27 protein-coding genes are annotated in these 26,780 nt (G+C 66.0%); 21 read left to right on the top strand and 6 right to left on the bottom strand.

Annotation, left to right across the window (positions count from 1 at the left end; genetic code table 11):
* Positions 1 to 7: 7 nt before the first annotated feature.
* The 3 genes from pgm to CXQ89_RS00685 all read right to left on the bottom strand — a co-directional run bounded on the left by pgm (position 8) and on the right by CXQ89_RS00685 (position 4,880).
* Positions 8 to 1,639, bottom strand: coding sequence for a phosphoglucomutase (alpha-D-glucose-1,6-bisphosphate-dependent) (gene pgm, locus CXQ89_RS00695; protein WP_181032186.1), 1,632 nt, complete (start codon positions 1,637 to 1,639; stop codon positions 8 to 10).
* A 166-nt stretch (positions 1,640 to 1,805) separates the two neighbouring features.
* Positions 1,806 to 3,278 carry a peptide MFS transporter gene (locus CXQ89_RS00690; protein WP_104053537.1) on the bottom strand — a complete coding sequence of 491 codons (1,473 nt, stop codon included), beginning with the start codon at positions 3,276 to 3,278 and terminating at the stop codon, positions 1,806 to 1,808.
* Positions 3,279 to 3,452: 174 nt separating this feature from the next.
* Positions 3,453 to 4,880 carry an amidase gene (locus tag CXQ89_RS00685; RefSeq protein WP_104159968.1) on the bottom strand — a complete coding sequence of 476 codons (1,428 nt, stop codon included), beginning with the start codon at positions 4,878 to 4,880 and terminating at the stop codon, positions 3,453 to 3,455.
* Between the two features lie 129 nt (positions 4,881 to 5,009).
* On the opposite strand from CXQ89_RS00685, the gene CXQ89_RS00680 reads away from it, so the two are divergent.
* The 4 genes from CXQ89_RS00680 (at position 5,010) to CXQ89_RS00665 (ending at position 7,724) form a co-directional block, all read left to right on the top strand.
* Entirely contained in the window at positions 5,010 to 5,327 is a 318-nt protein-coding gene (locus CXQ89_RS00680) for a rhodanese-like domain-containing protein (RefSeq protein WP_104053539.1), read from the top strand.
* Complete coding sequence (pheA, locus tag CXQ89_RS00675; protein ID WP_104159967.1) at positions 5,324 to 6,283, top strand: prephenate dehydratase; 960 nt, start codon at positions 5,324 to 5,326, stop codon at positions 6,281 to 6,283. The genes CXQ89_RS00680 and pheA overlap by 4 nt, the downstream gene beginning before the upstream one ends.
* Before the next feature lie 63 nt (positions 6,284 to 6,346).
* Positions 6,347 to 7,318 (top strand): DNA topoisomerase IB, encoded by a 972-nt coding sequence (locus CXQ89_RS00670; RefSeq protein WP_104159966.1) that lies wholly within the window; start codon positions 6,347 to 6,349, stop codon positions 7,316 to 7,318.
* A 136-nt stretch (positions 7,319 to 7,454) separates the two neighbouring features.
* A complete protein-coding gene (locus tag CXQ89_RS00665) occupies positions 7,455 to 7,724 on the top strand; it encodes a hypothetical protein (protein WP_104053542.1) in 270 nt (89 codons plus the stop codon).
* Here the strand turns inward: CXQ89_RS00665 and CXQ89_RS00660 are convergent.
* Positions 7,721 to 8,839, bottom strand: a complete 1,119-nt coding sequence (locus CXQ89_RS00660; protein WP_104159965.1) for a diacylglycerol kinase family protein — start codon at positions 8,837 to 8,839, stop codon at positions 7,721 to 7,723. The two genes, CXQ89_RS00665 and CXQ89_RS00660, sit on opposite strands and share 4 nt — an antisense overlap.
* 86 nt (positions 8,840 to 8,925) lie before the next feature.
* Between CXQ89_RS00660 and serS the strand changes: the two genes are divergently transcribed.
* Positions 8,926 to 10,203 carry a serine--tRNA ligase gene (gene serS, locus CXQ89_RS00655; RefSeq protein ID WP_104159964.1) on the top strand — a complete coding sequence of 426 codons (1,278 nt, stop codon included), beginning with the start codon at positions 8,926 to 8,928 and terminating at the stop codon, positions 10,201 to 10,203.
* Between the two features lie 141 nt (positions 10,204 to 10,344).
* Positions 10,345 to 11,190 carry an HAD family hydrolase gene (locus tag CXQ89_RS00650; RefSeq protein ID WP_104053545.1) on the top strand — a complete coding sequence of 282 codons (846 nt, stop codon included), beginning with the start codon at positions 10,345 to 10,347 and terminating at the stop codon, positions 11,188 to 11,190.
* Positions 11,191 to 11,230: 40 nt separating this feature from the next.
* Here CXQ89_RS00650 and CXQ89_RS00645 read toward each other — a convergent pair whose 3' ends face one another.
* Positions 11,231 to 11,881, bottom strand: a complete 651-nt coding sequence (locus CXQ89_RS00645) for a hypothetical protein (protein WP_104053546.1) — start codon at positions 11,879 to 11,881, stop codon at positions 11,231 to 11,233.
* A gap of 79 nt (positions 11,882 to 11,960) precedes the next feature.
* Between CXQ89_RS00645 and CXQ89_RS00640 the strand changes: the two genes are divergently transcribed.
* Positions 11,961 to 12,197, top strand: a complete 237-nt coding sequence (locus CXQ89_RS00640) for a hypothetical protein (RefSeq protein ID WP_104159963.1) — start codon at positions 11,961 to 11,963, stop codon at positions 12,195 to 12,197.
* Positions 12,198 to 12,290: 93 nt separating this feature from the next.
* Here CXQ89_RS00640 and CXQ89_RS00635 read toward each other — a convergent pair whose 3' ends face one another.
* Complete coding sequence (locus tag CXQ89_RS00635) at positions 12,291 to 12,836, bottom strand: inorganic diphosphatase (RefSeq protein WP_104053548.1); 546 nt, start codon at positions 12,834 to 12,836, stop codon at positions 12,291 to 12,293.
* A 228-nt stretch (positions 12,837 to 13,064) separates the two neighbouring features.
* Here CXQ89_RS00635 and dacB point away from each other — a divergent pair, with 228 nt between their 5' ends.
* From dacB to panC, 14 genes are all read left to right on the top strand, one after another.
* The gene (gene dacB, locus CXQ89_RS00630; protein ID WP_104159962.1) at positions 13,065 to 14,534 is read left to right on the top strand and encodes a D-alanyl-D-alanine carboxypeptidase/D-alanyl-D-alanine-endopeptidase; all 1,470 of its coding nucleotides are present in this window, start codon (positions 13,065 to 13,067) and stop codon (positions 14,532 to 14,534) included.
* A 62-nt stretch (positions 14,535 to 14,596) separates the two neighbouring features.
* Entirely contained in the window at positions 14,597 to 15,736 is a 1,140-nt protein-coding gene (locus CXQ89_RS00625; protein WP_104159961.1) for a zinc-dependent metalloprotease, read from the top strand.
* A gap of 12 nt (positions 15,737 to 15,748) precedes the next feature.
* The gene (gene tilS / locus CXQ89_RS00620; RefSeq protein WP_258059758.1) at positions 15,749 to 16,891 is read left to right on the top strand and encodes a tRNA lysidine(34) synthetase TilS; all 1,143 of its coding nucleotides are present in this window, start codon (positions 15,749 to 15,751) and stop codon (positions 16,889 to 16,891) included.
* A gap of 36 nt (positions 16,892 to 16,927) precedes the next feature.
* Positions 16,928 to 17,479, top strand: coding sequence for a hypoxanthine phosphoribosyltransferase (hpt, locus tag CXQ89_RS00615; protein ID WP_104053551.1), 552 nt, complete (start codon positions 16,928 to 16,930; stop codon positions 17,477 to 17,479).
* 222 nt (positions 17,480 to 17,701) lie between these two features.
* A complete protein-coding gene (gene ftsH / locus CXQ89_RS00610; protein ID WP_104159960.1) occupies positions 17,702 to 19,816 on the top strand; it encodes an ATP-dependent zinc metalloprotease FtsH in 2,115 nt (704 codons plus the stop codon).
* Between the two features lie 70 nt (positions 19,817 to 19,886).
* Positions 19,887 to 20,504: a GTP cyclohydrolase I FolE gene (folE, locus tag CXQ89_RS00605; RefSeq protein WP_374952963.1), complete on the top strand. Its 618-nt coding sequence runs from the start codon at positions 19,887 to 19,889 to the stop codon at positions 20,502 to 20,504.
* A gap of 12 nt (positions 20,505 to 20,516) precedes the next feature.
* Positions 20,517 to 21,422 (top strand): dihydropteroate synthase, encoded by a 906-nt coding sequence (gene folP, locus CXQ89_RS00600; RefSeq protein ID WP_104159959.1) that lies wholly within the window; start codon positions 20,517 to 20,519, stop codon positions 21,420 to 21,422.
* Between the two features lie 4 nt (positions 21,423 to 21,426).
* Positions 21,427 to 21,837, top strand: a complete 411-nt coding sequence (gene folB, locus CXQ89_RS00595; protein WP_104159958.1) for a dihydroneopterin aldolase — start codon at positions 21,427 to 21,429, stop codon at positions 21,835 to 21,837.
* Positions 21,834 to 22,331, top strand: coding sequence for a 2-amino-4-hydroxy-6-hydroxymethyldihydropteridine diphosphokinase (folK, locus tag CXQ89_RS00590; RefSeq protein ID WP_104159957.1), 498 nt, complete (start codon positions 21,834 to 21,836; stop codon positions 22,329 to 22,331). Before folB ends, folK begins: the two co-directional genes overlap by 4 nt.
* A gap of 8 nt (positions 22,332 to 22,339) precedes the next feature.
* Positions 22,340 to 22,849 (top strand): DUF3180 domain-containing protein, encoded by a 510-nt coding sequence (locus CXQ89_RS00585; protein ID WP_104159956.1) that lies wholly within the window; start codon positions 22,340 to 22,342, stop codon positions 22,847 to 22,849.
* The gene (locus CXQ89_RS00580) at positions 22,842 to 23,354 is read left to right on the top strand and encodes a PH domain-containing protein (RefSeq protein ID WP_104102582.1); all 513 of its coding nucleotides are present in this window, start codon (positions 22,842 to 22,844) and stop codon (positions 23,352 to 23,354) included. The genes CXQ89_RS00585 and CXQ89_RS00580 overlap by 8 nt, the downstream gene beginning before the upstream one ends.
* Entirely contained in the window at positions 23,351 to 24,946 is a 1,596-nt protein-coding gene (locus CXQ89_RS00575; RefSeq protein ID WP_104159955.1) for a PH domain-containing protein, read from the top strand. Before CXQ89_RS00580 ends, CXQ89_RS00575 begins: the two co-directional genes overlap by 4 nt.
* Positions 24,933 to 25,850, top strand: coding sequence for a Rossmann-like and DUF2520 domain-containing protein (locus CXQ89_RS00570; RefSeq protein WP_258059755.1), 918 nt, complete (start codon positions 24,933 to 24,935; stop codon positions 25,848 to 25,850). Before CXQ89_RS00575 ends, CXQ89_RS00570 begins: the two co-directional genes overlap by 14 nt.
* On the top strand, positions 25,847 to 26,779 hold the full coding sequence (gene panC / locus CXQ89_RS00565) for a pantoate--beta-alanine ligase (protein ID WP_104159953.1): 933 nt from the start codon (positions 25,847 to 25,849) through the stop codon (positions 26,777 to 26,779). Before CXQ89_RS00570 ends, panC begins: the two co-directional genes overlap by 4 nt.
* The last annotated feature ends 1 nt before the right edge of the window (position 26,780 follow it).

The following is a 26,780-nucleotide window of genomic DNA, read 5'->3' as shown; positions in this document are numbered from 1 at the left end:
GCCGAAGCTAGGAAATAACCCCGTCCACAATGGCCTTGGCTTCGGCCTGCACCTGGCGCAGGTGTTCCTCGCCCTTGAAGGACTCCGCGTAAATCTTGTACACGTCCTCCGTGCCGGAAGGCCGGGCAGCAAACCAGGCGTTCTCCGTGGTGACCTTCAGCCCGCCGATGGGTGCGCCGTTGCCGGGCGCTTCGGTCAGGCGTGCGGTGATGTCCTCGCCGGCGAGGGTGGTGGCGGTGACGTCCGACGGCGAGAGCTTGGCCAGCGCTGCCTTCTGCTCCCGGCTGGCGGGCGCGTCCACGCGTGCGTATTCCGGATCACCGAAGCGGGAGGTGAGTTCCCGGTACCGCTGGGACGGCGTCTTGCCCGTCACGGCGGTGATCTCCGATGCCAGCAGGGCCAGCAGGATCCCGTCCTTGTCAGTGGTCCAGGCCTTGCCGTCCAGGCGCAGGAAGGAGGCACCGGCGGATTCCTCGCCGCCGAAGGCCGCGTCGCCGGAAAGCAGCCCCGGAACAAACCACTTGAAGCCCACCGGGACCTCCATCAGGGTGCGGCCCAGGTCGCCGGTCACCCGGTCAATCATGGAGGAAGACACCAGGGTCTTGCCCACCATGGCGTCCTTCGGCCAGCCCTCACGGTTCCGGTACAGGTAATCGATGGCGACGGCGAGGTAATGGTTCGGGTTCATCAGCCCGCCGTCGGGGGTGACAATGCCGTGGCGGTCGGCGTCGGCGTCGTTCCCGGTGGCAATGTCATACTCGTTGGCGCGCGCGATCAGCGAAGCCATGGCGTAGGGGGAGGAGCAGTCCATGCGGATCTTCTCGTCCCAGTCCAGGGTCATGAAGGCCCACTGCGGATCCACGTTCGGGTTGACCACGGTCAGATTCAGGTTATGCCGTTCCGCGATGGCACCCCAGTAGTCCACGGATGCCCCGCCCAGCGGGTCGGCGCCGATATGCAGCCCCGATTCGCGGATGGCGTCCAGGTTCAGGACCGAGGGCAGATCGTCCACATAGTTCTGCAGGAAGTCATAGGTTCCCACGCCGTCGGCCAGCCGGGCCTCGCCAAGCGGAATCCGCTTCACGCCCCGCAGCCCGTCCTCCAGCAGCTCATTGGCGCGGTTGGCAATCCAGTTGGTGGCTTCGGAGCCGGCCGGGCCGCCGGTGGGCGGGTTGTACTTGAAACCGCCGTCGGCCGGCGGGTTGTGCGAGGGGGTGATGATGATGCCGTCGGCCTGATCGGTGCGGCCGTTGTTGTACTTCAGGATGGCGTGGCTCAGTGCCGGGGTGGGGGTGAAGCCGTTGCGGGCATCAATGAGCACGTTCACGTTGTTCCCGGCGAGCACCTCCAGTGCGGTGTTCTGGGCGGGTTCGGACAGGGCGTGGGTGTCCTTGCCCATGAACAGCGGGCCGGTGATGCCCTGGCCGCTGCGGTACTCAACGATTGCCTGGGTGATGGCGGCAATGTGCGGCTCGTTGAAGGCGCCGTTCAGCGACGAACCGCGGTGCCCCGACGTCCCGAAGACCACACGCTGGGAGGGGTCATTCATATCCGGAGAGAGGTCCTGATAGGCATCCAGAAGGGCCGTCAGGTCAACGAGGTCGGAGGGTTGGGCAACTGTGCCGGCGCGATTAGACATACCCCTAAGCATGCCAAACAATTGCCGCCGGCGGCAGAAGGACCGCCGGAACCGCGGTCTGCCCGCCGCCGGGATTGAACGCGGCGGCCCCGTTAAACGCAGGACGACGACGGCGGAAGGCCGCCGTCGTCGTCCTCCCGGTGCTGGCACCGGGCCGGGGGAGTGCTTAGCGCACGCCGCCCATCAGCTTCTTGATGGCCGGGGTGCCGGCGGCCAGGGCCACGCCAATGACGATGGCCGTGATGCCGCTGAACATGAAGTAGCTGACCTCGGTTTCCGGGTCGTAGAACTGTGCCAGCCAGCCCGCAAGGGTGGTGCCCAGCGAGACCGAGAGGAAGAACAGCGCCACCATCTGGGTCCGGAAGATTTCCGGAGCCAGCTTGGTCGCCACGGACAGGCCGATCGGTGAGATGAACAGCTCGGCAAACGTGAACAGCAGCAGGATCCCGACGATGGCCAGCAGCGGGGTGCTGTTGGGGCCGCCGCCGGAGAACGGAATGAAGGCCAGGAAGGCCAGGCCCATGACGGCCAGGCCGAGGGCGAACTTCAGCGGGGAGGACGGCTGGCGGTTGCCCAGCTTGGTCCACACACCTGCGAAAACGGCAGCGAAGATGATGATGAAGATGGGGTTGATGGACTGCACCCAGCTCGGCGGCATCTCCCAGCCGAAGATGCGGCGGTCCAGGGAGGTGTCAGCGTACAGGGCAACAACCGTGAACTGCTGCTGGAACAGGGCCCAGAAGGCGGCGCTGGCAATGAACAGGGGCATGAAGGAGTACACGCGGCGGCGTTCGAGGGCGCCGACCTTCGGGCTGCGCAGGATGATCACAAAGTAGGCGATGGAGGCAATGATGGCCACGGCGGCCATCACCACTGCAAGATTCTCCGCCTTCAGCAGGCCAAAGATCACCGCGAGGGAAATGATCACCACGGCACCGGCTGTAACGCCGCCCATGACGCCGTACTTGCTGCGCGGCAGCGGGTTGGTTACCTGGTGGGCTGCCTCGGGCAGGTACTTGCGGGTCATTCCGTACTGGATCAGGCCGATGGCCATGCCGATGGCGGCCAGGCCAAAGCCGTAATGGAAGCCGAGGCGGACCTGGAGAAGACCGGTGAGCAGTGGTCCCACCAGCGCGCCGAGGTTGATGCCCATGTAGAAGATGGAGAAACCGGCGTCGCGCCGTTCATCCTTCTGCGAGTACAGCGTTCCGACGAGGGAGGTCGCATTGGCTTTGACACCGCCGGAGCCGAGGGCAATCAGGATCAGGCCGGCGGCCAGGCCCACGGCGCCCGGAAGGACAGCCAGGGAGATGTGGCCAAGAACCACGATCGCGGCGGAGTAGAAGAGCACGCGTTCGGATCCGAGGACCCGGTCTGCAAGCCACGCACCAACGATGGTGGACAGGTACACGCCACCGCCGTACGCGCCAACCAGCGACGTGGCAACGGCAATGTCGATGCCGAGGCCTCCGTCGGTGACCGAGTAGTACATGTAGTACAGCAGGATGCCCTGCATGCCGTAGAAGGAGAACCGTTCCCACAGCTCGACGCTGAAGAGGTTCGCCAACATGCGGGGATGGCCAAAGAAGGACTTGCGGGCCGGCGTGGCGGCTGAGGTGCTGGGATTAGAACTCACCATTGCATGTTCGCACCGGAATATGTGCGCCTTGAAGGGGTAAAGGGTGAATTCTCCCGTATCTAGGGGCCACTATGCTTACGAAACGTGACAAGTCTCACCAGGATTGCGCGCCTGACCTGCACTGTTACGAGGCGGGGCGACGGACATTCTCAAATGCTGCGATAAGATTCTCCGTCACTTTTCCAGCTGGGCGGCGACGGACAGGAGCTCTGCCTCGCAGCCCGGGCGTCCGATCAGCTGGATTCCCATAGGCAGCCCGTCCTCGGTCCGGTGGGTGGGAAAGGTGATGGCCGGCAGCCCGCATACGTTCACCATGGACGTGAAGGGCGAGTATTGGCACTGCAGGTCATAGTCCCTGAGTCCCTGCGCGTCGCCCTCAAGTGAACTGTCCCAGTACCAGCCCACCGGGCGCGGAGTCTGACCCAGCGCCGGAGTCAGAATCATGTCGTAGGCGCTGTAGGCGCGGATGGTGTCCTGCTCGAAGCGGCGCAGGACATCGATTGCCGTAACCAGATCCGCCGCGGACCGCTGCTGTGCCCTGCGGCGCACGGCGGCCGTGATCGGCAGGAGCCGCTCCTCGCCGCCGTCCGGCAGTTCGAGGGTGGACAGTCCGGCGGTCCACACGGTTTGGAAGGCGTCCGGGTAGCGCTCGTCGTAGCTCAGTTGCGCCTCCGCGACATCATGTCCGGCGCCGGCCAGCGCTTTGATGCCGGCTTCCAGTGCCTGCACTGCCTCAGGGTCCAGGGTGATTTCCAAGCGGGAAGAAAAGGGGGAGAGGGTGCTCACCCCAATCCGGAACCTGCCCTCCGCACGTTGGGCAGCGGCAAGGAAGCTTTCCCCGGCCGGCGCTGCGGAGGTTGCATGAAAGTTTGGCTCGGCAACCATGGCGTCCAGGAGCAGCGCGGCATCAGCGGCAGTGCGGGCCAGTGGTCCGGCCACCACAAACTGGCCCAAATCGGACTGCCCGGATCCGGCCGGGACGCGTCCGCGGTTGGGTTTGAGGCCAACCAGTCCGGTGGCGGCCGCCGGAATACGAACTGATCCGCCGCCGTCGGTCCCGGGTGCGAAGGGCAGCATGCCGGCGGCGACTGCCGCGGCGCTGCCTCCACTGGAGCCGCCGGGGCTGAGTGCGGGGTCGAGGGGGTTGCGGGCCGGAGGACCGATCAGGTTCTCGCTGTAACTGCTCAGGCCAAATTCGGGGACCTGCGTCTTGCCCAGGCTGATGGCGCCGGCCCGGCGCAGCACGGCGGGAAGCGGGCCGTCCGTTTCCGGAACATAGGCAGGCAGTGCTGCCGTTCCAAGCGTGGTGGGAACCCCGGCGACGTCGGCAAGGTCCTTGTGCGCAAGCGGCATCCCGTGGAGCAGTCCCAGCGGCTCGCCGCGGGCAAACCGTTCATCGGCAGCGGCGGCGTCCTTCAGTGCCGCTTCCGGAGTGGTCAGGAGAAAGGCGCCCAGAGCCGGGTTCAGCTCCTCGATCCGGGCCAGGAAATGCTCTGTCACCTCACGGGCGCTGATTTCACCGGCGGCAAGGGCATTGCGCAGCTCCAGCGCCGTAAAATCCCGGAGTTCTCCGGATGAAACGGAATGAGGTTGATCAGGCATGTGACCTCCGGGGGCGGGAATATTATTTTCCGGGCAGGGCTCCCACTATAGGCTGGGAGGAAGAAGACCCCGGGGACTGCTGACGGCACACCGCCGCAGCTCCCCTGACCCGAGGACAGGAACCGGAAAATGGAAAACGTATCGGTTGACGCCATCAGCAGCGGCGCCAAGATCCTGGACGTGCGCGAAGACTACGAATGGGAAGCCGGCCACATCGACGGCGCCCTTCATATTCCGTTGGATTCGCTGCCGGACCGTCTCGATGATCTTGATCCGGACACGGATCTTGCCGTCATCTGCCGCAGCGGCGGACGCAGCGCACGGGCAACCGCCTGGCTGGAGTCGCACGGCTACTCGGCCGTGAACGTTACCGGCGGCATGGGCGCCTGGCTGGAAGCCGGAAAGCCGATGGTCTCGGACAACGGTCAGGATCCCACCGTCGTATGAGTGCTTCGCTCGGCGCCGGCTCCGGTGTCACGGACTCGGTGATCTACACCTATCTTGGCCCCGAAGGCACCTTCACCGAAGCCGCCCTGCTGCAGGTGCCGGGAGCGGAGTCGGCGGAGCGGATTCCCTCCACCAGCGTCAGTGCCGCGTTGGAGATGGTGCGCAGCGGGCGGGCCGATGCCGCCGTCGTGCCCATTGAAAACTCGGTGGAAGGCGGTGTCAGTGCCACACTGGACGCCATTTCCGCAGGGGAACCGCTGCGCATCCTGCGCGAAATCCTGGTGCCGATCACCTTTGTCCTGGCCGCCAGGCCCGGCCTCGCGCTGGCCGACATCGGCACCGTCTCCACCCACTCACACGCCTGGGCACAGTGCAGGAACTGGGCCGATGCAAATATTCCGCAGGCGGAATATTTGCCTGCCTCCTCCACGGCTGCGGCCGCGGTGGGCCTGCAGGAGGCGGAACCGGGGTACGACGCCGCCATCTGCTCGCCGCTGGTGGCGCAGCGGCTGGGTTTGTCCGTGGTGGCCGAGGACATTGGAGACATCACTGATGCCGTCACCCGCTTTGTCCTGCTGAGCCTGCCCACCTCCCTGCCCGAGCCCACCGGTGCGGACAAGACCACCCTGGTGGTGCCGCTGCCCGAGGACCATCCCGGGGCCCTGATGGAAATCCTGGACCAGTTCTCCGCCCGCGGAGTGAACCTGAGCCGGATTGAGTCCCGTCCCACCGGATTGTTCCTCGGCGATTACTTCTTCAGCATTGACGCGGACGGGCACATCTCCGACGCACGCATGGCCGACGCCCTTCGAGGGCTGCACCGGATCAGTCCGAACCTGAGATTCCTGGGTTCCTATCCCCGGGCGGACCACCGCGAGCCTGAGGTTTCGCGCCACAACACCGATGAAGCGTTCCGGCGCGCGGACGTCTGGCTTGAGGGGCTCCTCAGGGGCTAACCTCTCCGCAGGGAATTACTGTGCCGACCGGCACTGCGAAGGCGGGCAATAGGGAAGGGCACTGTGCGGCTGCGGCGAAGCAACTGTGAGCATCCGGGGTACTCCCGGCGAAAGCGCGGGCGCGGTTTCAGTTACACCGGGCTGCGCGGGGACCCGCTGACGGAACGGGAAACCCTGGAGCGCATCCGCTCGCTGGCCATACCGCCGGCCTGGGGCAATGTCTGGATCAGCCCGTACGCCAACGGGCACATCCAGGCTACCGGCACCGATGCGGCCGGGCGGCGGCAGTACATCTACCATCCCTACTGGCGGGAGCTGAAGGACCGGGAGAAGTTCGACCGGTCCCTGGCCTTCGCCCAGTCCCTGCCGGCCGCCCGCAGGCTGATTACCAAGCACCTGCGCACGGACGGGGCCGGACCGCAGCGCGCCTACGCGGCGGCCCTTCGCATTGTGGACGCCGGAGCCCTGCGGATTGGCGGGGAACGCTACGCGGAGGTCAACGGGTCCTACGGCACCACCACTCTGCGCGTTGAACACGTTTCGGTGCAGGGGGATGAGGTGCGGTTCGACTTCCCGGGAAAGAGCGGGCAGGAATGGCACACCCTGATCGAGGACCCGGACCTCGTGGCTGCCCTGAAACCCATGCTTGCCCGTCCCGATCCGGACACCGCCCTGGCCTACGAGGGGGCCGACGGCACCTGGCACAGCATCGCCGCATCGTCGCTGAACGACTTCCTCAAGGAGGTGACCGGCGGAGACTTTACGGCCAAGGATTTCCGCACCTGGCAGGCCACCGTGGTGGCCGCGATGCATCTGGCCCGGGCCTTTCCCCTGGTCTCCACCAAAAGAGACAAGCAGAAAGCCGTCACTGCCACGGCCGTGAAAGTGGCGGAACATTTGGGCAACACGCCGGCGATAGCCCGCAAGTCCTACATTGACCCGCGGGTGGTGGACCGGTTTTTCGACGGGGAAGTCATTGCCGTGGCCGGATTCTCCGCCTCGGAGACGGCGGTGCGCCTGATGCTTACCGACTAGGTCCCCGGCCGGCTCCGGGGCCCGCTTTTCCCGTTCCGGTGTTCGTAAGTATGCTGATGTTATGAGTGCGGATACATTCCGTGCCGAAGGTGCAGGATTGAATCCGGTCCTGTTTCACGATCAGGAAGGTAAGCGAATGTCTGAGTACCCCAATGAGGAAGAACAGCTGACCGACCCCAAGCCCAGCGGCCAGTCCACCGGCGACGACAACTATCGCGGAGACGCCGGCGACCAGGGCAACGACATCCGGTTTGCCGAGGAAGAAGCCTTGATCCGGGAGCAGGCTTCACCGAAGTCGCTCAACAAGGACGACGAGGGCGAATACACGGACCGCGATGAAGCCGACGGCGGCCGGAAGTCCAAGGACGAAGGCGGCTACACCGACGCCGAGGGCACCCAGGACTAGTTCCGCGTTCCCGCCCGGAACGAGGGCCGTGCCATGGTGTACGGGCTCTGCGGGCGGGGGAGCTGCTGGTCCGGTGACGGTGCCCGGACCAGCAGCGCCAGGGGATCAACCTCCACGCGGACACTGGTTGCAGCGCCTGTGAGGTCTCCGTCCAGCTGGGTTTCAGTGGGCTGGGCAACCTTGATTTCCACGGTCCGGGCCCGGCGGTAATCGATGACCGGTATGTTCCGCGGATACTTGGTCACCACCTTGCCCGCCACCCACAGCCAGCCGGCCAGGCTGCGCGGACTCATGATGACCACGTCCAGCAGGCCGTCATCCATTTTTGCTTCGGGGATGAAATCAATACCGGCGGGAAGCCTGCCCAGATTCGCGAACAGGATGCTCCTGACCTTGTGCACCTGAGGCGGTTCGCCGTCCACGGAAATGCTCATTTTGGTGCGGCGGCCCGGCAGCAGCCTGACGCCCGCCTCGCTGTAGGCCAGCCAGCCCACGTGCTTTTTCAGGTCATCCCGAGTGGCTGCAATGACTTCGGCGTCCAGGCCTATTCCCCCCATGACGAGGAACGCACTGCTGCGGCGTTCACCGGTGACTGCGTCATCAAAGTCAATGGTGCCCATGTCAATGCGCCTCTGGTTGCCGTGCAGCGCCGTGCGGATCGACGCCGCCAGATCTGCCACCGGAATCCCCAGGTTCCGCGCCAGCAGGTTGCCCGTTCCCAGCGGCAGCAGCCCCAGCGCCGCGGGAGAGTTGGCCAATGCCCGGGCCACCTCCCGCACCGTTCCGTCCCCGCCTCCGGCCAGGACGACGTCGGCCCCCAGCTCCACCGCGCGGCGTGCCTGCTCGTACCCCGGAGACTGCCGGGTGGTTTCCAGGATCAAAGGGGGATCCCAGCCGGCCAGTTCGCAGGCCTCGGCCAACAGTGTCCGTGCGGCCGGAGCCTGCGCCTTAACGGGGTTAAGCACCAGCGCAATCCGCTGGTCACCCGGCGCCAGGGTCTTGACGACGGTACGCTTCGCAGCCTGCCGGCGTCGGCGTCGTGCCACCTGCCGTGCTGCGAGGGCCGCCAGGGCAGCGGCCAGCAGTACAAGAAGGACGATCAAAGGTGCGGACATAGTGATTCCCAGCCTAACCCGGTCCCGGGCGGAGGTTAGTCGAAGCCCGTGCCGGTGCCCGCCCGGGTTTTCGGTACTCTTGAAGCGTGATCGATGTTAATGAGCTCCGCGAAAACCCCGAAAAATTCCGAGCCTCCCAGCGCGCCCGCCAGGCGGACGAGTCCCTGGTGGACGCGATCATCGCTGCCGATGCCGCGCGCCGTGATTCGCGCACCCGCTTCGAAAGCCTGCGCGCCGAGCAGAATGCTTTCGGCAAGCGCGTTGCCAAGGCCAAGGGCGAGGAAAAGCAGGCCCTCCTGGCAGAGGTCAAGGAACTGGCCGGTGCCGTTAAGGCCGCCGGTGCCGAGGCGGACGCCGCCCAGGCTGAATCTGATGCCCTGCTGCGGCGCATCCCCAATCTGATCCAGGACGGCGTACCCGCCGGCGGCGAGGATGACTTTGAGGTCCTCAAAACGGTCGGCACGCCCCGCGACTTCGAGGCCGAAGGCTTCACCCCCCGCGACCACCTGGAAATCGGTGAACTGCTCGGTGCCATCGACATGGAACGCGGCGCCAAGGTGTCCGGCTCCCGGTTCTACTTCCTGCGCGGCGTTGGTGCCCGCCTGGAACTGGCCCTGCTGAACATGGCCATGGACCAGGCCGTCCAGGCCGGTTTTGTCCCCATGATCACCCCCACGCTGGTGCGCCCGGAGACCATGCAGGGCACCGGCTTCGATGTGGCGCACGACGCCGAGATTTACCGCCTCGCCGAAGATGACCTGTACCTGGTGGGTACTTCCGAGGTGCCGCTGGCCGGCTACCACGCCGATGAAATCCTGGACCTCAACGGCGGTCCCGTCCGGTACGCCGGCTGGTCCTCCTGCTACCGCCGCGAGGCAGGCTCGCACGGCAAGGACACCCGCGGCATCATCCGCGTCCATCAGTTCAACAAGGTGGAAATGTTCATCTACACCAAGCCTGAAGACGCCGCCGCGGAACATCAGCGGCTGCTGGCCTGGGAAGAGGAAATGCTCGCCAAGGTGGAGCTGCCCTACCGGGTGATCGACACCGCCGCAGGGGATCTGGGCATGTCCGCCGCCCGGAAATTCGACTGCGAGGCCTGGGTTCCCACCCAGAACGCCTACCGCGAGCTGACGTCCACCTCCAACTGCACCACGTTCCAGGCCCGCCGCCTGAACATCCGCGAACGCCAGGACGGCGACGGCAAGGGCACCCGTGCCGTCGCCACGCTCAACGGAACCCTGGCCACCACCCGGTGGATCGTGGCCATCCTTGAGCACCACCAGAATCCGGACGGATCCGTAACTGTTCCGGCTGCCCTTCGCCCGTACCTGGGCGGACTTGAGGTCCTGCCGGTCCTGTAACGCGATCCGCGGTTCCGGGTTCATCCCTGCGGCAGTTCCTGTTCCGGACACCCGGAACGGGAACTGTTTTCCGCACCCCACCTGCGCACTTATGTGAGCCGCGTCCTTTCGGGATCTGCGGCCATCTGTTTAAATGAGGCGATGACAACTATGACAAGCACCGGCATCGAAGACCGGCAGAACCCTGACCACTTCCCCCATTTGGTGGCCCTGGACGTGGACGGCACCCTGGTGGACCATGACGGGCATATGTCCGCGGGCGTCCGTGAAGCCGCCGAGGCTGCAATTGCCGCCGGCCATCACCTGGTTATCGCCACCGGACGGTCCTACGGGGCGGCCCTTCCCATCCTGGAACGCCTTGGCATCACCGAGGGGTATTGCGTGGCCTCCAACGGCGGCGTCACCCTGCGGGTGGATACCTCCCTTCCGGACGGCTACGAAGTGATTGACCGGGTGGTGTTCGATCCCCGGACCGCCCTGGACGCCTTGCGCATCAAGCTGCCCACTGCCAAGTTTGCCCTCGAGGATTCGCACGGGAACTTCCTCTCCACCGAGCGCTTCCAGGATGCCAGCTTTGGGGTGGAGGCACAGGCGGTGGACTTTGAGCGGCTGCGCAGTGCCGAAGCAGTCCGCGTGGTGGTCTTCAGCGTAGATTCCACGGCTGAGGAATTCGGTGAGGCAGTCCGGGCCATCGGCCTGCACGGCGTGACGTACTCAGTGGGCTGGACCGCCTGGCTGGACATCGCCGCCGAAGGCGTCACCAAGGCCAGCGCACTGGAAAATGTCCGCAGCAGGCTGGACATTGACCGGAAGTACACCCTGGCCATGGGTGATGGACGCAATGACATCGAAATGCTGGGCTGGGCCGCCCGCGGCGTGGCCATGGGCCAAGCTCCCGCCGAAGTGCTGGAAGTGGCAACCGAGGTCACCGGAACCGTGTATGAAGACGGCGCCGCCACCATCCTGCGCGGCCTCGCAAACAACTAACTGTCCCGCAAACAACTAACCGTCGCGCAGGCAGCCTGTTTCAGGCTCCCTGCGCCGCTGGTTCGAAGACCCTGGCGGAGGACGGAAGTGAAACCGGTCCGGTGCTCAGTGCGAGCAGCCGTGCCGCCGCGGGCCGGGTGGCCCACTCCTCCTGCCAGTGGGAGCGCACCACGGCCTTGCTGACGGCCTGCGTGGTGATGCCAAGGATTTCCGCCACATACTTTTGCTGCCCGCGGGCGCCGGGAGTCATCAGGTCCAGCACTTTCCACTCGGCGTCGGTGCGGCTGGCCACGATCTGGCCGAGCAGCCGAAGTACTGCCTGGGCTTCTGCGGCGATGTCAGCGTCCGGTCCGTCCACGGCCAGCGGTATGCGTTCGCCGGTCTTCTGCGCCCGGACCACGGCACGGCGGGCATAGACGAGCCCAAACCCGTCATTGTCCAGGATGTTCTGCTGAAGCGGCGGATGCAGTTCGCCGACACCGATGCCCACGTTCCAGCGCCGCTGCCGGATGGCAGTCAGCGCGGCATCGACGGCCGCGGCGGCGTCCGCCAGCACGCCCTGCGCTTCGTCGCCCACCGAGCGCTGAAACGGAACGGCGGCGGGCAGATGGCGCAGCGAACGGATGAGCTCTGGAACCAGGTCCCCCGATTCGCGCGAGTCCCGCTGGTTGATCGTCAGCACATAATGCATGGGTTCAGCATGCCAGAGGACCCCAAAGACAACCGGGATCGGTTGCGGCGCGCCTCGGATGCATCGCTAGAGTCGGCAGATGAAGAATTCCAGCGGGCAGCCGCCGCAGCCGCCCAACCCAAAACCCGTCTCCCTGATTCCGCTGTTCTTTGCGCTCGGGGTCATTCTGCTGGGCCTTTGGGCTGCGTGGGTAACCGGCAGCTGGGTGTTGCTCGCGGTTGCCGTTGCCGTTGCGGTCCTGCCTGCCCGCACCTATGGCGGAGATATGCGCACCTGGGCGCGGCGGCGGGCCCGGGGCGGGCCGGTGAACGAGTAGGAGTCCAAACGACGACGGCGGCCGTCCCCGCAAGGGGACAGCCGCCGTCGGGCGCCGGAACGATCCGAACCCGGAACCGGGCCCGGGAACGCGCTAGTTGTTCTGGGGGTCGGCGTCGACGTCGCGGCCCTGGGGCTCGTCTTCTTCGCTGCCTTCGCCGAGAGCGGCGAAACGGGCCAGGGAAGCTTCCACCTCGGCCTCGGCTTCCTCACGGCCGGCCCAGTCAGCGGCTTCAACCCACTTGCCCGGCTCCAGGTCCTTGTACTTGGTGAAGAAGTGCTTGATCTCGTCGAGCAGGAAATCGGAAACGTCCGAGATGTCCTTGATGTGGTCAAAGCGGGGATCAACCGGCACGCACAGGACCTTGGCGTCTCCGCCGCCGTCGTCCACCATGTTGAAAACGCCGATGGGGCGGGATTCCACCAGCACGCCGGGCATCAGGTCGAAGTCCTGGAGCATCACCAGGGCGTCCAGCGGATCGCCGTCTTCGCCGAGGGTGTTCTCGAAGTAGCCGTAGTGGGTGGGGTAGGCCATGGACGTGAACAGGATGCGGTCCAGGCGCAGGCGGTGGGTTTCGTGGTCGATTTCGTACTTGACCCGGGATCCCTTGGGGATCTCGATGGTGACGTCGAGCTTCATGGATACTCCTCTGGCGTGGCGCCGGCATGGCACCACAAACGGAACAGGCCGCGGCGGTCAGGTAAAAGTGCTGCCGTGAACCTAGGCTGATAAATGCGCCAACAACCGCAGGTTTGTCCGCGTCAATGCGGGCGGCGGCGCCGGTCTAGTCTTAAAGATATATGTCTTGGTCCGTTATCACTGCCCGCCGCAGTGCGGGACCTATAAACGGAAAGCAGCGGTGAGGTGATGGGAAGGGTTTTTTCCGGCCTCCTGCTGACTCTGGTTATGGCTGTCCTGGTGGTTCCGCTGTGTCTTTATGCCGGCCCGCCCGTGCTGGCAGCGCTGGCCCGGGAACAGCCGCAGCGGCAGCTGGTGGTGCCCGCTCATCAGCAGGCGCCGGGGGCTTTATCCTCCGGGCGTGCTGAATTTCCAGTGCCCGCAAACCTTGGCGCACCCCTGCCGGACCGGCAAGCGCTGGGCGATCTCCTTGACGCAGAACTGGTGGTTCCCGGCAGCGGAGAGTTCCACGGTGCCGTATTGGATGCCCGGACGGGTGACATCCTCTATGACCTGGACGGCGATGCCGCGGCAACCCCCGCCTCCAGCCTCAAGGTCCTGACCGCCGCTGCTGCCCTTTCCGTGCTCGGATCCGACACCCGGTTTGAAACCTCCGTGTATGAAGGCGGCACACCCGAGACGGTGGTGCTGGCCGGCGGCGGTGATGTGCTGCTGGGGACCGGAGAGTCGGATGAGACCGCCGTCGTCGGTCATGCGGGCCTGCAGACGCTGGCCGAGGAAACAGCAGCGGCCCTTTCCGGGCGCGAAGTATCCGGGACGATCAGCATCCAGGTGGATGACTCGCTGTTCACCGGGGACACTCTCTCGGCGGCCTGGAACAAGGAGGACGTGGAGGCAGGGGAGGCTGCGGCCCTGTATCCGCTGGCCGTTAACTCGGCGTGGGCGGTTGAGGGACAGCAGTACGGGGCCCGGGTCGACGACGCCGCGCTCGCCGCCGGTGACGCTTTCGCTGCCGCTCTGGGAACCGCTGCCGCCGGCTACGGCTTTAAAGTGGACCCCCAGGTCACACGCGGAACAGCCGGCGACGACGCTGACCGGTTGGCGGCCGTAACATCGGCTCCGGTTTCAGAACAGGTGACGCAGATGCTGCTGATTTCGGATAACTACCTGGCTGAAACACTGGGCCGCATGACGGCGTTGAAAACCGGCGGTGAAGGCTCCTTCGACGGCGCGGCAGCGGCCGTGAAAGCGGCAGTTTCCGGGCTGGGGGTCAATACCTCCGGAATGGTGCTGGCCGATGTCTCCGGGCTGGGCAGCGGAACGGAGATCTCCGCACTGCAACTGGCCTCGACCGTTCAGGCCGCCCTGACGTCGTCGGACAACAGCGTCCGGGACCTGCCCTATGCCCTCCCGGTGGCCGGATTGAGCGGAACCCTGGCGTCCCGGTTCACCGAGGATGCCTCTACGGAGCCTGTTGGCGGAGACGGGCTGCCTGAGGAAACCCCGGCGGCAGGACTGGTCCGCGCCAAAACCGGCACCTTGTTTGCGGCGACATCACTCACCGGATTTGTGACTGACGCAGACGGCCGGCTCCTGTCTTTTGCGTTCGTAGCCAACGGGCTGGAGGGCAACACTGCGCAGGCCCGGGAGGCCGTGGACGCGGCTGCTGCCGTCCTGGCCGGCTGCGGGTGCCGCTGAGCCGGGTTCGGCGGACAGCGAACCCTCCTGCCATTGGAGGACCTGTGTGTTCTGATGGACGGATGGAGAGCTATCAGCAGCACCCCGTCCCGGCCGCCGCCGACTTGGTGAACTGGGACCTGGCCGCAGGAACGGCTGCCACCCTGGTGTCCGCCGGACCAAAGATGACCGCCAAGGAAATCCGCGGTGCCGTAGCGGACCTGCGGGCGCGGGCAGATGAGGCGGTCACCCATGTGCATCGGATCACCGGGCTGGAAGCCGCGCGTGATCTGCGTGATTCCGAGGTCCTCGTGGTTGACCGCGCGTCTTGGGCCAAAGCCAATTCCCGCAGTTTCGCCGCGCTCATGAATCCTGCGCTGGAGAATTTGGCCCGCACGCATCCGGAGCAGCTCAAGGGTGCGAATACCGCGCTCAGCGGCACGCTTACCGGTGCACAGCTGGGTGCCGTTCTGGCCTTCCTCTCCTCCAAGGTCCTGGGACAATACGATCCCTTCGCGGCGCAGACCCCCGGCGGCCCCGCCGGTGGCCGGCTGCTGCTCGTTGCGCCCAACATCATTACCCTGGAACGCGAGCTGAACGTGGACCCGGCGGACTTCCGGCTCTGGGTCTGCCTGCATGAACAGACCCACCGGGTGCAGTTCGCGGCCGCGCCCTGGCTCCGCGGACACATGGTGGAACAGATCGGTCTGCTGACCAACGGCCTGATGGACAAGGCCCAAACCCTGTCCGAGCGGCTGGGCCACGCCGCCAAGACGCTTGCTTCCCCCGAAGGCCGTGCGGCGCTCACCGGCGGAAACGACGACGACGTCCCCAGGCGCCCGATGGACATCATGTCCCTCCTTCAAGATCCGGCGGACAAGGAACGGATGTCCCATCTGACCGCCGTGATGTCGCTGCTGGAGGGACACGCCAACGTGGTCATGGACGCCGTGGACGCGAGGATTGTTCCCAGCGTGAAGACCATCCGCCAGCGGTTCAACGCCCGGGGAAAGAGCCACGGCTGGCTGGACCGCTTTTTCCGCCAGATCATGGGCCTGGACGCCAAGATGCGCCAGTACAAGGACGGATCCAAGTTTGTCCGTTCCGTTGTTGACCGGGTGGGAATGGAAGGATTCAACCGGGTCTGGGAAGGACCCCAGAACCTGCCCACCGAAGCTGAAATCCACAACCCGTCCCTCTGGATGACCCGGATGGGGCTCTAACAGAACGTGCAGATGTCCACTGATTTTGATCCCCCCGCCTCCACATCCTTTTCCACGCCGGAACGCAGGCCGCGCAAACGCCTAAACCCAACCCTGGGCAAAGCCCGCAACATGCTTCGCGACGCCCTTCGGGACGCGGGCCTTGAACCGCGCGGCACCGCGCAGGAACAGCCGCCCCTGCTGCTGGTGGCCTGCAGCGGCGGACCCGACTCGCTGGCACTGGCCGAAGCGGCCTCCTTCTTCGCCCGCCGCGGCGATTACCGGGTGGGCGCCGTCGTCGTGGATCATGCCCTGCAGCCCGGATCGGCCGCGGTCGCAGCCGCAGCCGCGGCGAAACTTAGGGAAATGGGCTTGGAGCCTGTCCAGGTCCGCACTGTTTCGGTCCCGGTTTCCGGAATGGGGCCCGAGGCAGCCGCACGGACTGTCCGCTATGCGGCGCTGGACGCAGCCGTGGAAGAGACGGGCGCCGACGCCGTGCTGCTGGGCCACACCCTCGACGACCAGGCCGAACAGGTGCTCCTGGGCCTGGCACGGGGATCCGGCACCCGGTCCCTGGCCGGGATGCGCCCGATCCGCGGAAAGTACCTGCGCCCGCTGCTGGGGCTGCGGCGAAGCGAAACCGAGGAAATCTGCGACAGCCAGGGGCTGGACCCGTGGCTGGACCCCAGCAACGCCGATCCGGCGTTCGCGCGGTCGCGGGTCCGGGCCGAGGTGCTGCCCTTCCTGGAGGAAAAACTTGGCCCGGGAATCGCCGAAGCTTTGTTCCGTTCCTCACGTATCCTCGCCGGGGATGCCGACTACCTCGACGCCGTGAGTGCCGACACTTTCGCCCGGCTGCGCGCACAGCCGGACTCCGCATCCGGGGCCGGAGACGCGGATCCGGACACGATCCTGTTGCCCGAGGCACAGCTGCGGGAGCTGGCTCCCGCGGTGCGGCAGCGCGTTCTGGCCCTCGCCGCCGTCGAGCTCGGAGGCGCCCAGCCCAGCTGGGAACGGCTGCGATCGGTGGAAGCACTACTGCGCCGCACAGGCTCCGCCGGACCCGTGGAACTGGTCGGCAAAGTCAGCGTGTACCGGCAGGTGCGCACCAATCCGGTTCCCCAAGGCCCCTCCGGCTATGGCAATCTTGTCTTTAGGAAAAAGAGCAGCACCTAAAATCCAGCTGCAACATCTCTTACCCGGGAGCCATTCGTGGATTCACACGACGTCCAGTCAGACCTCAAGCACGTTCTCTACACCAAAGAGCAGATCCAAACACGGGTTAACGAACTCGCGGCAGAGATTGACCGTGACTACGCCGGACGCGATGTCCTGCTGGTGGGCGTGCTCAAGGGTGCCGTCATGATCATGGCAGACCTGTCCCGTGCCCTGCACAGCCACGTCACCATGGACTGGATGGCAGTTTCCTCCTACGGTTCCGGCACGCAGTCCTCCGGCGTGGTCCGCATCCTCAAGGACCTCGAAACGGACCTTCTGGGCAAGCATGTGCTGATCGTTGAAGACATCATCGACTCCGGCCTGACCCTCTCGTGGCTGCGCACCAACCTGCAGTCCCGCGGACCGGCCAGCGTCGAGATCTGCACGCTGCTGCGCAAGCCCACCGCCGCGAAGGTCGAAATCGACGTCAAATACGTCGGTTACGACATCCCCAACGAGTTTGTGGTCGGTTACGGCCTGGACTTCGCCGAAAAGTACCGCAACCTCGACTTCATCGGCACCCTGGCTCCGCACGTCTACGAGTAAGCTCCAACGCAGTTCTGCGGCACCGGACGGCGGCCTTCGGGCCACTTGCCTCCGGTGCCGCATCCGCGATCAGCATCACGCCGGCCGGCTACGCCCTGAGGGAACTTTCCCGGTATTCCGGACGTGTTCCATCAGGTAACGGTGTATAGCTTGTTCGAGTATATTTCCGCGCATTATCAGCGTTGTTGATCAGGAGGGACGGGGCGTACGCCCTGACGACGAATGAAATCTAAGAACTTCTTCAAGGGGCCGGGCATTTGGATAATCCTGGCACTGGCCCTTCTGGTGCTCATTCTTCCCACCCTTTCCCCCAGCGGGGCAACCCAGGTGGACACAAGCGTGGGCCTGCAGCTGCTCAAGGACCAGAAGGTTGAGCAGGCCAAGATTTATGACGGTGAACAGCGCGTCGATCTGACGCTCCGGGGCGATGACCCCGATCCGGCCAAGAACGTCCAGTTCTACTTCGGCACCGCCCGCGGCGAGGACATTGTCGAGGCCGTGAACGATTCCGGTGCCTCCGGCTTCACCGACCAGCCGGTGCAGACCAACTGGTTCACCAGTTTCCTTGGATTGTTCCTGCCCTTCATCATTCTCGGCGTCATTTTCTGGTTCCTGCTCTCCCGCATGCAGGGCGGCGGTTCGCAGGTCATGAAATTCGGCAAGTCCAAGGCCAAGCTGACCAACAAGGACATGCCGCAGGTTACCTTCGCCGACGTCGCCGGAGCTGACGAGGCAGTGGAGGAACTGCACGAAATCAAGGAGTTCCTGCAGGACCCGGCCAAGTTCCAGGCCGTGGGTGCCAAGATCCCCAAGGGTGTCCTGCTGTACGGCCCTCCCGGTACCGGTAAGACCCTGCTGGCCCGCGCGGTGGCAGGCGAGGCCGGAGTGCCGTTCTACTCCATTTCCGGTTCCGACTTCGTGGAAATGTTCGTCGGTGTGGGTGCCTCCCGCGTCCGCGACCTCTTCGAGCAGGCCAAGACCAACGCTCCGGCCATCATCTTCGTGGACGAGATCGACGCCGTCGGCCGCCACCGCGGTGCCGGCGTGGGCGGCGGCAACGACGAGCGCGAGCAGACCCTGAACCAGCTCCTCGTCGAGATGGACGGCTTTGACGGCAACACCAACGTCATCCTGATTGCCGCGACCAACCGGCCCGACGTGCTGGACCCCGCGCTGCTGCGCCCGGGCCGCTTCGACCGCCAGATCGGCGTCGAAGCTCCCGACATGCAGGGCCGCCTGCAAATCCTGCAGGTCCACGCCAAGGGCAAGCCGATGGCCGAGGGGGTAGACCTGGAAACCGTGGCCCGCAAGACTCCGGGCTTCACCGGTGCAGACCTCGCCAACGTGCTCAACGAAGCGGCGCTGCTGACCGCGCGCTCCAACGCCCAGCTGATCGATGACCGGGCGCTGGATGAAGCCATTGACCGTGTCATTGCCGGTCCGCAGAAGCGCAGCCGCGTGATGAAGGAACTAGAGCGCAAGATCACCGCGTACCACGAGGGCGGACACGCCCTGGTGGCAGCCGCTCTGCGGAACACGGACCCGGTCACCAAGGTGACCATCCTGCCGCGCGGCCGTGCCCTCGGATACACCATGGTGCTGCCGCAGGATGACAAGTACTCGGTGACCCGCAATGAGCTGCTTGACCAGCTGGCCTACGCCATGGGCGGCCGCGTTGCTGAGGAGATCGTGTTCCACGACCCCTCCACCGGTGCTTCCAATGACATTGAAAAGGCCACTGCAACGGCCCGGAAGATGGTCACCCAGTACGGCATGAGCGAGCGGATCGGTTCCGTGAAGCTGGGCTCCGGCGGCGGCGAGCCGTTCCTGGGCCGGGACATGGGCCAGGAACGCAACTACTCCGACCAGGTGGCCTACGTGGTGGATGAGGAAGTCCGGCGCCTGCTAGACAACGCCCATGACGAGGCCTACCAGATCCTGACCGAGAACCGGGACGTCCTGGACCGGCTGGCCCTGGAACTGCTGGAGCGCGAGACACTGAACCAGGCCGAAATTGCCGAGGTCTTCTCCGACGTGCGCAAGCGCGACGTCCGCGAAGTGTGGCTGTCCAAGCCGACCCGCCAGGTCCACAGCCTGCCGCCGGTGGTGTCCGCCAAAGAACGCCGGGAGGCAGCAGCCAACGGGCAGCCGGATCCGGACACCGTGTCCCCGCAGGACCAGATTGCGGACGCTGACCTGCCCCAGGACTTTGACGTGTCCGGCAACGGGCTCCCTCAGCCTGAGGGAAGCGGATCCGGGCATCCCGGACAGGGCGGTGCCGGCGGAACAGCCGGCCGCACCGACGGGACCGACACCCCGGAACAGACCAACCGATAGCAGCGAACGGCGGCCCGGCACGGAAGTGCCGGGCCGCCGTCGTTCCGAACAGTCACGGTAGGATCAAGCAGTGACGGATTTCGACGATGAACTGACAATGGAGAATCTCTCCGTTCCCCCGGCCCCCGTGGACCAGCCCCGAATCGAAAAGGCGATCCGCGAGATCCTCCTGGCGATCGGTGAGGATCCTGACCGCGAGGGATTGCAGGACACGCCAAAGCGCGTGGCGAAATCCTACGCAGAGATCTTCGCCGGGCTGCACCAGGACCCCGCTGATCTGCTGGCCACCACCTTTGCGATCGAGCACGAGGAGATGGTGCTGGTGAAGGACATTCCGTTCTTCTCCACCTGCGAACACCATCTGGTGCCGTTCCACGGCACCGCCCACATTGGCTACATTCCGTCACAGGATGGTTTGGTTACCGGACTCAGCAAGCTGGCCCGGCTGGTGGAGGTCTACGCCCGCCGCCCCCAGGTTCAGGAACGGCTCACCACGCAGATCGTGGAGGCCCTGATGGACAACCTGAACCCGCGCGGCGCCATAGTCGTCATCGAATGCGAACACCTGTGCATGTCCATGCGCGGGGTCCGCAAGCCCGGAGCCAAGACCATTACCTCCGCAGTGCGCGGCCAGCTGCGTGAAACGGCTACACGTGCCGAGGCCATGAGCCTCATTCTCGGACGTTAGGACGTCTGCCCCATGGATTCACTCGCAGCTGCTCCGGGAACCGGTCCGGCCACTTCTCCGCTGAGGCTCCTGCGCCCGGCCAGGGCGCCGCGGCGGTTCGAGGACCTTCCCTCCGGCCGCACACTGGTGATGGGAATCCTGAACGTTACCCCGGATTCCTTCAGCGACGGCGGCCGCTTCGCCGACACCGGTGCAGCCGTCGATGCCGGACTGAAAATGCACTACGACGGCGCCGACATCATTGACGTGGGCGGCGAGTCCACCCGCCCCGATTCCGTCCGCATAAGCCCGGAAGAGGAACAGCAGCGCATCCTCCCCGTGGTGGCTGCCCTGGCCCGGGCCGGAGTCCTGGTCAGCGTGGACACCATGAACGCATCCACGGCGGAAAAAGCCATTGCCGCAGGCGCCTGCCTCATCAACGATGTATCCGGCACGGAAGTCGATCCTGCCATGCCGGCACTGGTGGCCCGCACCGGCGTCCACTACGTCCTGATGCACAGCCGCGGCGCTGTCCGCAGCGCCGATCCGCGTGCCGCCTACGACTCCGTGGTTGACGAGGTCATTTCCGAACTCGAACAGATCCGGGAAATGTTCTACGCAGCCGGGGTTGCCCCCGAGCAGATCATCATCGATCCCGGGTTGGGATTCTCCAAAGACGGTTCCTCCAACTGGGAACTCCTGCGGGCCACCGACCGCCTGAACGCCATGGGCCACAGGGTGCTGATCGGTGCATCCAGGAAGCGTTTCCTGGGTTCACTGCTGACACGTGCCGGCGAGCCGGCTCCGCCGGTTGAACGTGACAGCGCCACGGCGGCCGTAACGGCGCTGGCCGCCTTCTCCAATGCCTGGTGCGTGCGCGTGCACAACGTCGGCCCCAGCGTGGACGCCGTCAAGACCACTGCCGCCTGGAAAGGCTGACCCCATGAACACAACCAACGCCTCCGACGCACGCACAGCTGTGCGCGGCGTCCGCGACACCATCACCCTGACCGGCATCACCGCGCAGGGTTTCCACGGTGTCTTCGAAGAGGAACGCCGCAACGGACAGCCGTTTGTGGTTGACCTCGTGCTGCACGCGGACCTGCAGCCGGCCGGAATCAGCGATGACCTGACCAAGACCGCACACTACGGCGTCCTTGCCGAGCAGGTGGCGGCCATCATCAGCGGCGAGCCCCTGAACCTGATCGAAGCACTGGCCGAGCGCATTGCCGCGGCCGTTCTGGCCGGATACGCCGGCGTGGATGCCGTGGAAGTAACCGTGCACAAACCGCAGGCACCCATTACGGTTCCCTTCGGCGACGTATCAGTGACCATCCGCCGGAGCCGGTCATGAACGCCGGTGCCGTAACGGCAGTCCTGGCCCTGGGCAGCAACCTCGGCGAGAGCCGCGACACGCTCTCCGACGCCGTCGCCCAGCTGGCCGACCATCCCGGCGTCCGCCTGCAGGCAGTTTCTCCGGTGGTCCGCACCCGTCCCGTGGGCGGACCGGACCAGCCGGACTACCTCAACCTCGTCATATCCGTGGAGACGGATCTGGCCCCGCATGACCTGCTGGCGCACTGCCAGGCGGTGGAAAACGCACACCACCGGGTCCGCGAGGTGCGCTGGGGTCCGCGGACGCTCGACGTCGACATCATCACTTACGGCGACACGGTGCTCGATGACGAAACCCTGACCCTGCCCCATCCCCGCGCTTCCACCAGGGCGTTTGTGCTGCAGCCCTGGGCCTGGATGGATCCGGAAGCCGTGCTTTCGGGTACCCCCGTTGCCGAACTGGCTGCCAAAGCCGAAGACCTGCCCGGCCTGGAAATCTTCGAAGGGGACTGATCCTCACCGTGGGAAGCATCCGATACCGCTGGCTGGCTGTCATTGTCCTTGCGTCCGGTGCCGCCGGCTGGCTGGTCAACGACTGGGCAACCCGCAACTCCCTGCCCCCGGCAGTCCTGAGCATCATCGGGCTGCTGACCGTCCTGCTGATATCGGGAGCCACGCTCTTCCTCGGGCTGCGGGTGCGGCGCTGGCAGCAGGGCAGCCGCGACCGCGAGCTGGACCCGATCGCGGCGGCCCGGACGCTGGTCCTGGCCCAGGCCACGGCCTATGCGGGTTCGCTGCTGCTGGGCTGGCATGCAGGGGTCTTCATCCAGCAGCTGCCGCTGTGGTCGCTGCGTCCGGGGCATGCCGCCACCTGGGGGTCTTTGGCTATGATCGCCGGAGGGGTCCTCATGATCTCCGTCGGGCTCCTGGTGGAACGCTTCTGCCGGCTTCCGCCGGATGACTCCAACGGGCGCGGCACCGCCGCCCGCCCGGATGACGCAGATGAACGGGAAGACGGAGAATATGCCTAGCGAAGCCATCGATCCGGGCGGTCTGTCCTGGGAGCACATCTCGCCCAGGTACCTTACGGTCCGCCTCATCGGCTGGGCGGTGGAAGCCGTGCTCACAGTGGCCGCAGCCTGCCTTCCCCTCATCCTGCGAAGCGTCGGCGCCTGGACCTGGGTTCCGGACTGGCTGGCCTGGGGGCTTCCCGCGGTGGTCGCAGCAGCTTATCTCTGGCGCGGAGTTCTGCTGCCGCGGCAGGTCCGCGCTGTCTGTTACGCAGAACGCAACGAGGACTTCCTGCTGCGGCGCGGCATCTTTTTCCAGCGCACCCTCGTGGTTCCGTACGGCCGGATGCAGTATGTGGACGTGACCGTGGGCCCGCTCGAGCGCGCTTTCGGTTTGTGCTCCGTCAAACTGCACACTGCCGCCCCCGGCACCAATGCCGTGCTGCCCGGTCTGCCTGCCTCCGAGGGTGCACGTCTGCGGGAGCACCTGTCCGAACGCGGCGAAACGCAGTTGGCCGGACTGTGAGCGTCCCGCAGAACGGGGAGTGGGCCCGCGTCCATCCGGTGTCACCTCTGGTCCGCGGGTGGATTGCGCTGGCCGCAATCGCTTTTGTTATCGGCCGGAACTGGTTCGAGGAAACAGCGGGCTTCCGCGGTAACAACAGCTCAGGACCGGGAAACCCGCTTGACGGGACCGCCCTGCTCATTGGTGCAGGCATCCTCGCCGTGGTCCTGCTGATCCTGGCCGGCATCTTTTTCCTGTCCTGGTGGTTTACCCGCTACCAGGTCACGGATGACCACGTCCGTGTTCACTCCGGAGTGGTGTTCCGCAAGCAGCGCCAGGCACGCCTGGACCGGGTGCAGGCCATCGATATTGTCCAGCCGCTCCTGGCACGCCTGTTCGGGCTGGCCGAACTGCGCTTTGAAGTTGCCGACGCCGGAGAATCAGCGGTTCAGCTGGCGTACCTGAAATTGAATGATGCGCAGCGCCTGCGGGCACTGCTCCTGAACCGTGCCTCCGGTGCCGGCGCCGGCACCGGGCTTGCCGCCGAAACCGGCGGGATGGAATCCGGTTCCCCCGGCGACGGCGCCGAAGGCAGCCCGGGTGCACCGGGAACCGATCCCGCCGCCGGCACCTTTGTTTCCGGCCCCCGCGAGGCCCCGGAGCAGCCCGTCCTGGAGCTGCGGCCGGGACGGGTCATTGCCGCCACTCTGCTCTCCGGTACCACCCTGTTCCTGCTCATCGGCATTGCTGTGGTCCTGGTTATTATGGTCGCCACCGGAGAGGCGATCAGCCTGGCCATCATGCTGCCCATCCTCTTTGGCACCGTTGGAGGGTACTGGACCGAATTCTCCACGTCCTTCAATTTCCGGGCTTCGGTCTCCCGGGACGGCATCCGGCTGCGCTACGGCCTGCTGGACACCCGCACCCAGACCGTGCCTCCGGGCCGGATCCAGGCGGTGTCCGTCACGCAGTCACCGTTGTGGCGGCTCACCGGGTGGTATCGGGTGTCCGTCAATGTGGCAGGCTACGGCGCCGGCACCACCTCCGATACCCAGGCCCGCACCAAGCTGCTGCCGGCAGGGACGCTGGCCGAAGTGTTTGCTGTCCTCGCCCTTGTCCTGCCCGAACCGGGCACCGACCGCCCGGTGGACGTCTTTACGGCCGGGATCACGGGCCGGGACGGTGCTGACGGATTCACGACGACGCCGCGCCGGGCCCGCTGGATCGCGCCGCTGAGCTGGCGCCGCAACGGTTATGCCCTGACGGACACTGCACTGCTGATCCGCAGCGGAGCGCTCTGGCGGGTCCTTTCGGTGGTGCCGCATGAGCGCACCCAATCCATCGCCCTGGAGCAGGGTCCGCTGCGCCGGCGCTTCGGCACCAGTGACCTGATCCTGCATTCCACTCCCGGTCCCGTCCGGCCGCACGTGCGGAAAATCGACGTCGACGATGCCCGCACGCTGTTCCTGGAACAGGCCGTCAGGGCACGCGAGGCCCGGCGCCGGGACCGCACCGGCCGCTGGAACAACGCTGCGGCCGCCCCGGCACCTGAGGACCCGTCACCCCTTCCCGCTGAAACAGTTTCCAAGGAGTACCCCCATGAACAGCTCTGAGATGAGCACCGCTGACAAGCGGCGGCGCGGCCGGCTCGGCATCGGCGTGATCGGCGCCGGACGGGTCGGAGCCGTCCTGGGTGCTGCCCTGCGCGCGGCCGAGCACGCCGTCGTCGGCGTTTCTGCAGTGAGTGAGGAAAGCCGTGAGCGTGCGGCCAACCTGCTGCCCGGCGTCCCCGTCATGGAGATTCCGGACATTGTGGAACGTTCCGAACTGGTGCTCCTGGCTGTTCCGGATGACGCCCTGGGTCCGCTGGTCTCCGGACTGGCGGTAACCAATGCCTGGCAGGCCGGGCAGCTTGTTGCCCACACCTCGGGTCGCTTCGGCACGGAAATCCTCGAGCCCGCCCGCCGGGCCGGCGCCATCCCGCTGGCCCTGCATCCGGCCATGACCTTTACCGGTATGAGCCTTGACCTGACCCGGCTGGCTGATTGCTCCTTTGGCGTGACCGCCCCCACCGCGGTGCTGCCCATCGCCCAGGCCCTGGTGGTGGAGATGGGTGCCGAACCCGTGGTCATCGATGAAGCGGACCGTGTCAACTACCACCTGGCACTGGCGCACGCCTCCAACCACCTGGTCACCATCACCGCCCAGTCCACACAGCTGCTCAAGGACATAGGGGTGGAGAACCCGGACCGGCTGCTGGGCCCGCTCATGCGGGCTTCGCTGGAAAACGCCCTTGCCTCCGGAGAGCATTCCCTCACCGGACCTGTAGCCCGCGGGGACGCCGGAACCGTGAGCGCGCACCTGCAGGAAATGGCCGCCCAGGACAGCGCCAACCTGAGGGATACCTATCGTGCCCTGTCCCTGGCCACTGCTCTGCGGGCCATTGACCGGGGCCTGCTGAGCGAAGAGCGCGGCAAAGCCGTTATTGACGCTTTGAGCCTGGACGAGGGACAGTGAATTCTCCTCAGCTGGTGCGCACGGCTGCGGAACTGAAGGCTGCCGTCGCTGAAGCGCTCGCTGCAAAAAGTGTCGCCGGGGCCGGCGCGGGGGAGGAACCGCTGAGCCTTGGCCTGGTACCCACCATGGGCGCCCTGCACCAGGGCCACCGCTCCATGATGGATGCCGCGCGGGCCGAGAACGACGTCGTCGTTGCCACCGTGTTCATCAATCCGCTGCAGTTCAACGATCCCGAGGACCTGCGCCGGTATCCGCGCACCCTCGAAGCGGATGTGGAACTACTGGGCGCCGCCGGCGTGGACCTCGTGTTCGCTCCCGACGAGGACGAGGTGTACCCGGAAGGAGCGCCGCTGGTGCGGGTGAGCTCCGGAGAGCTGGGGGCCCGTTATGAGGGAGCCTCGCGCCCCGGACATTTCGACGGCGTGCTGACCGTGGTGGCCAAGCTCTTGCACTACGCGTCCCCCGCCGCGGCATCCGGCACTCCGGTCCGCTACCGGGCGTATTTCGGACAAAAGGATGCCCAGCAGCTGGTGCTGATCCGGCGGATGGTCGCCGACCTCAACTTCGACGCGGAGGTCAGGGCCGTGCCTGTGGTTCGGGCCCCGGACGGACTGGCCGAGTCCAGCCGAAACGGGTTCCTGGATCCTGTCCACCGCCGCGCCGCAGCGGCGCTTCCGCGTGCCCTGTTTTCCCTGCGGGACCGGGTATCCGCCGGTGAACCGCCGGACCTGGCCGCCGCCGTCGCCCTCGTGAAAGCACAACCGCTGGTGGAACTGGACTACTTCGACATTGTGGACCCGCAGACGCTGCAACCGCTCAGGCCCACCGACGGTCCGCTGGAGAAGCCCGCATTGGCGCTGCTGGCGGCGCAGGTGGGGTCCGTGCGCCTGATCGACAACCTGCCGCTGGAAAACCCGGAGACCGCTTAAA

The sequence above is a fragment of the Arthrobacter sp. ZGTC212 genome, assembly GCF_002929255.1.
GTDB classification, from domain to species: Bacteria; Actinomycetota; Actinomycetes; order Actinomycetales; family Micrococcaceae; genus Arthrobacter_B; species Arthrobacter_B sunyaminii.
The sequence above is the reverse complement of the archived record's forward strand: the minus strand, read 5'-3'. Positions and strand labels throughout refer to the sequence as shown.

Bases quoted from the DNA above. Each gene is read 5' to 3' on its own strand.
- CXQ89_RS00680 (WP_104053539.1), top strand. From the start codon at position 5,010: ATGGAAAACGTATCGGTTGACGCCATCAGCAGCGGCGCCAAGATCCTG.
- CXQ89_RS00685 (WP_104159968.1), bottom strand. From the start codon at position 4,880: ATGCCTGATCAACCTCATTCCGTTTCATCCGGAGAACTCCGGGATTTT.
- CXQ89_RS00690 (WP_104053537.1), bottom strand. From the start codon at position 3,278: ATGGTGAGTTCTAATCCCAGCACCTCAGCCGCCACGCCGGCCCGCAAG.
- CXQ89_RS00635 (WP_104053548.1), bottom strand. From the start codon at position 12,836: ATGAAGCTCGACGTCACCATCGAGATCCCCAAGGGATCCCGGGTCAAG.
- CXQ89_RS00580 (WP_104102582.1), top strand. From the start codon at position 22,842: ATGCCTAGCGAAGCCATCGATCCGGGCGGTCTGTCCTGGGAGCACATC.
- CXQ89_RS00625 (WP_104159961.1), top strand. From the start codon at position 14,597: ATGGAGAGCTATCAGCAGCACCCCGTCCCGGCCGCCGCCGACTTGGTG.
- tilS (WP_258059758.1), top strand. From the start codon at position 15,749: ATGTCCACTGATTTTGATCCCCCCGCCTCCACATCCTTTTCCACGCCG.
- CXQ89_RS00660 (WP_104159965.1), bottom strand. From the start codon at position 8,839: ATGTCCGCACCTTTGATCGTCCTTCTTGTACTGCTGGCCGCTGCCCTG.
- CXQ89_RS00640 (WP_104159963.1), top strand. From the start codon at position 11,961: ATGAAGAATTCCAGCGGGCAGCCGCCGCAGCCGCCCAACCCAAAACCC.
- CXQ89_RS00665 (WP_104053542.1), top strand. From the start codon at position 7,455: ATGTCTGAGTACCCCAATGAGGAAGAACAGCTGACCGACCCCAAGCCC.
- pgm (WP_181032186.1), bottom strand. From the start codon at position 1,639: ATGTCTAATCGCGCCGGCACAGTTGCCCAACCCTCCGACCTCGTTGAC.
- CXQ89_RS00650 (WP_104053545.1), top strand. From the start codon at position 10,345: ATGACAACTATGACAAGCACCGGCATCGAAGACCGGCAGAACCCTGAC.
- CXQ89_RS00645 (WP_104053546.1), bottom strand. From the start codon at position 11,881: ATGCATTATGTGCTGACGATCAACCAGCGGGACTCGCGCGAATCGGGG.
- folB (WP_104159958.1), top strand. From the start codon at position 21,427: ATGAACACAACCAACGCCTCCGACGCACGCACAGCTGTGCGCGGCGTC.
- pheA (WP_104159967.1), top strand. From the start codon at position 5,324: ATGAGTGCTTCGCTCGGCGCCGGCTCCGGTGTCACGGACTCGGTGATC.
- folK (WP_104159957.1), top strand. From the start codon at position 21,834: ATGAACGCCGGTGCCGTAACGGCAGTCCTGGCCCTGGGCAGCAACCTC.
- folP (WP_104159959.1), top strand. From the start codon at position 20,517: ATGGATTCACTCGCAGCTGCTCCGGGAACCGGTCCGGCCACTTCTCCG.
- CXQ89_RS00570 (WP_258059755.1), top strand. From the start codon at position 24,933: ATGAACAGCTCTGAGATGAGCACCGCTGACAAGCGGCGGCGCGGCCGG.
- ftsH (WP_104159960.1), top strand. From the start codon at position 17,702: ATGAAATCTAAGAACTTCTTCAAGGGGCCGGGCATTTGGATAATCCTG.
- dacB (WP_104159962.1), top strand. From the start codon at position 13,065: ATGGGAAGGGTTTTTTCCGGCCTCCTGCTGACTCTGGTTATGGCTGTC.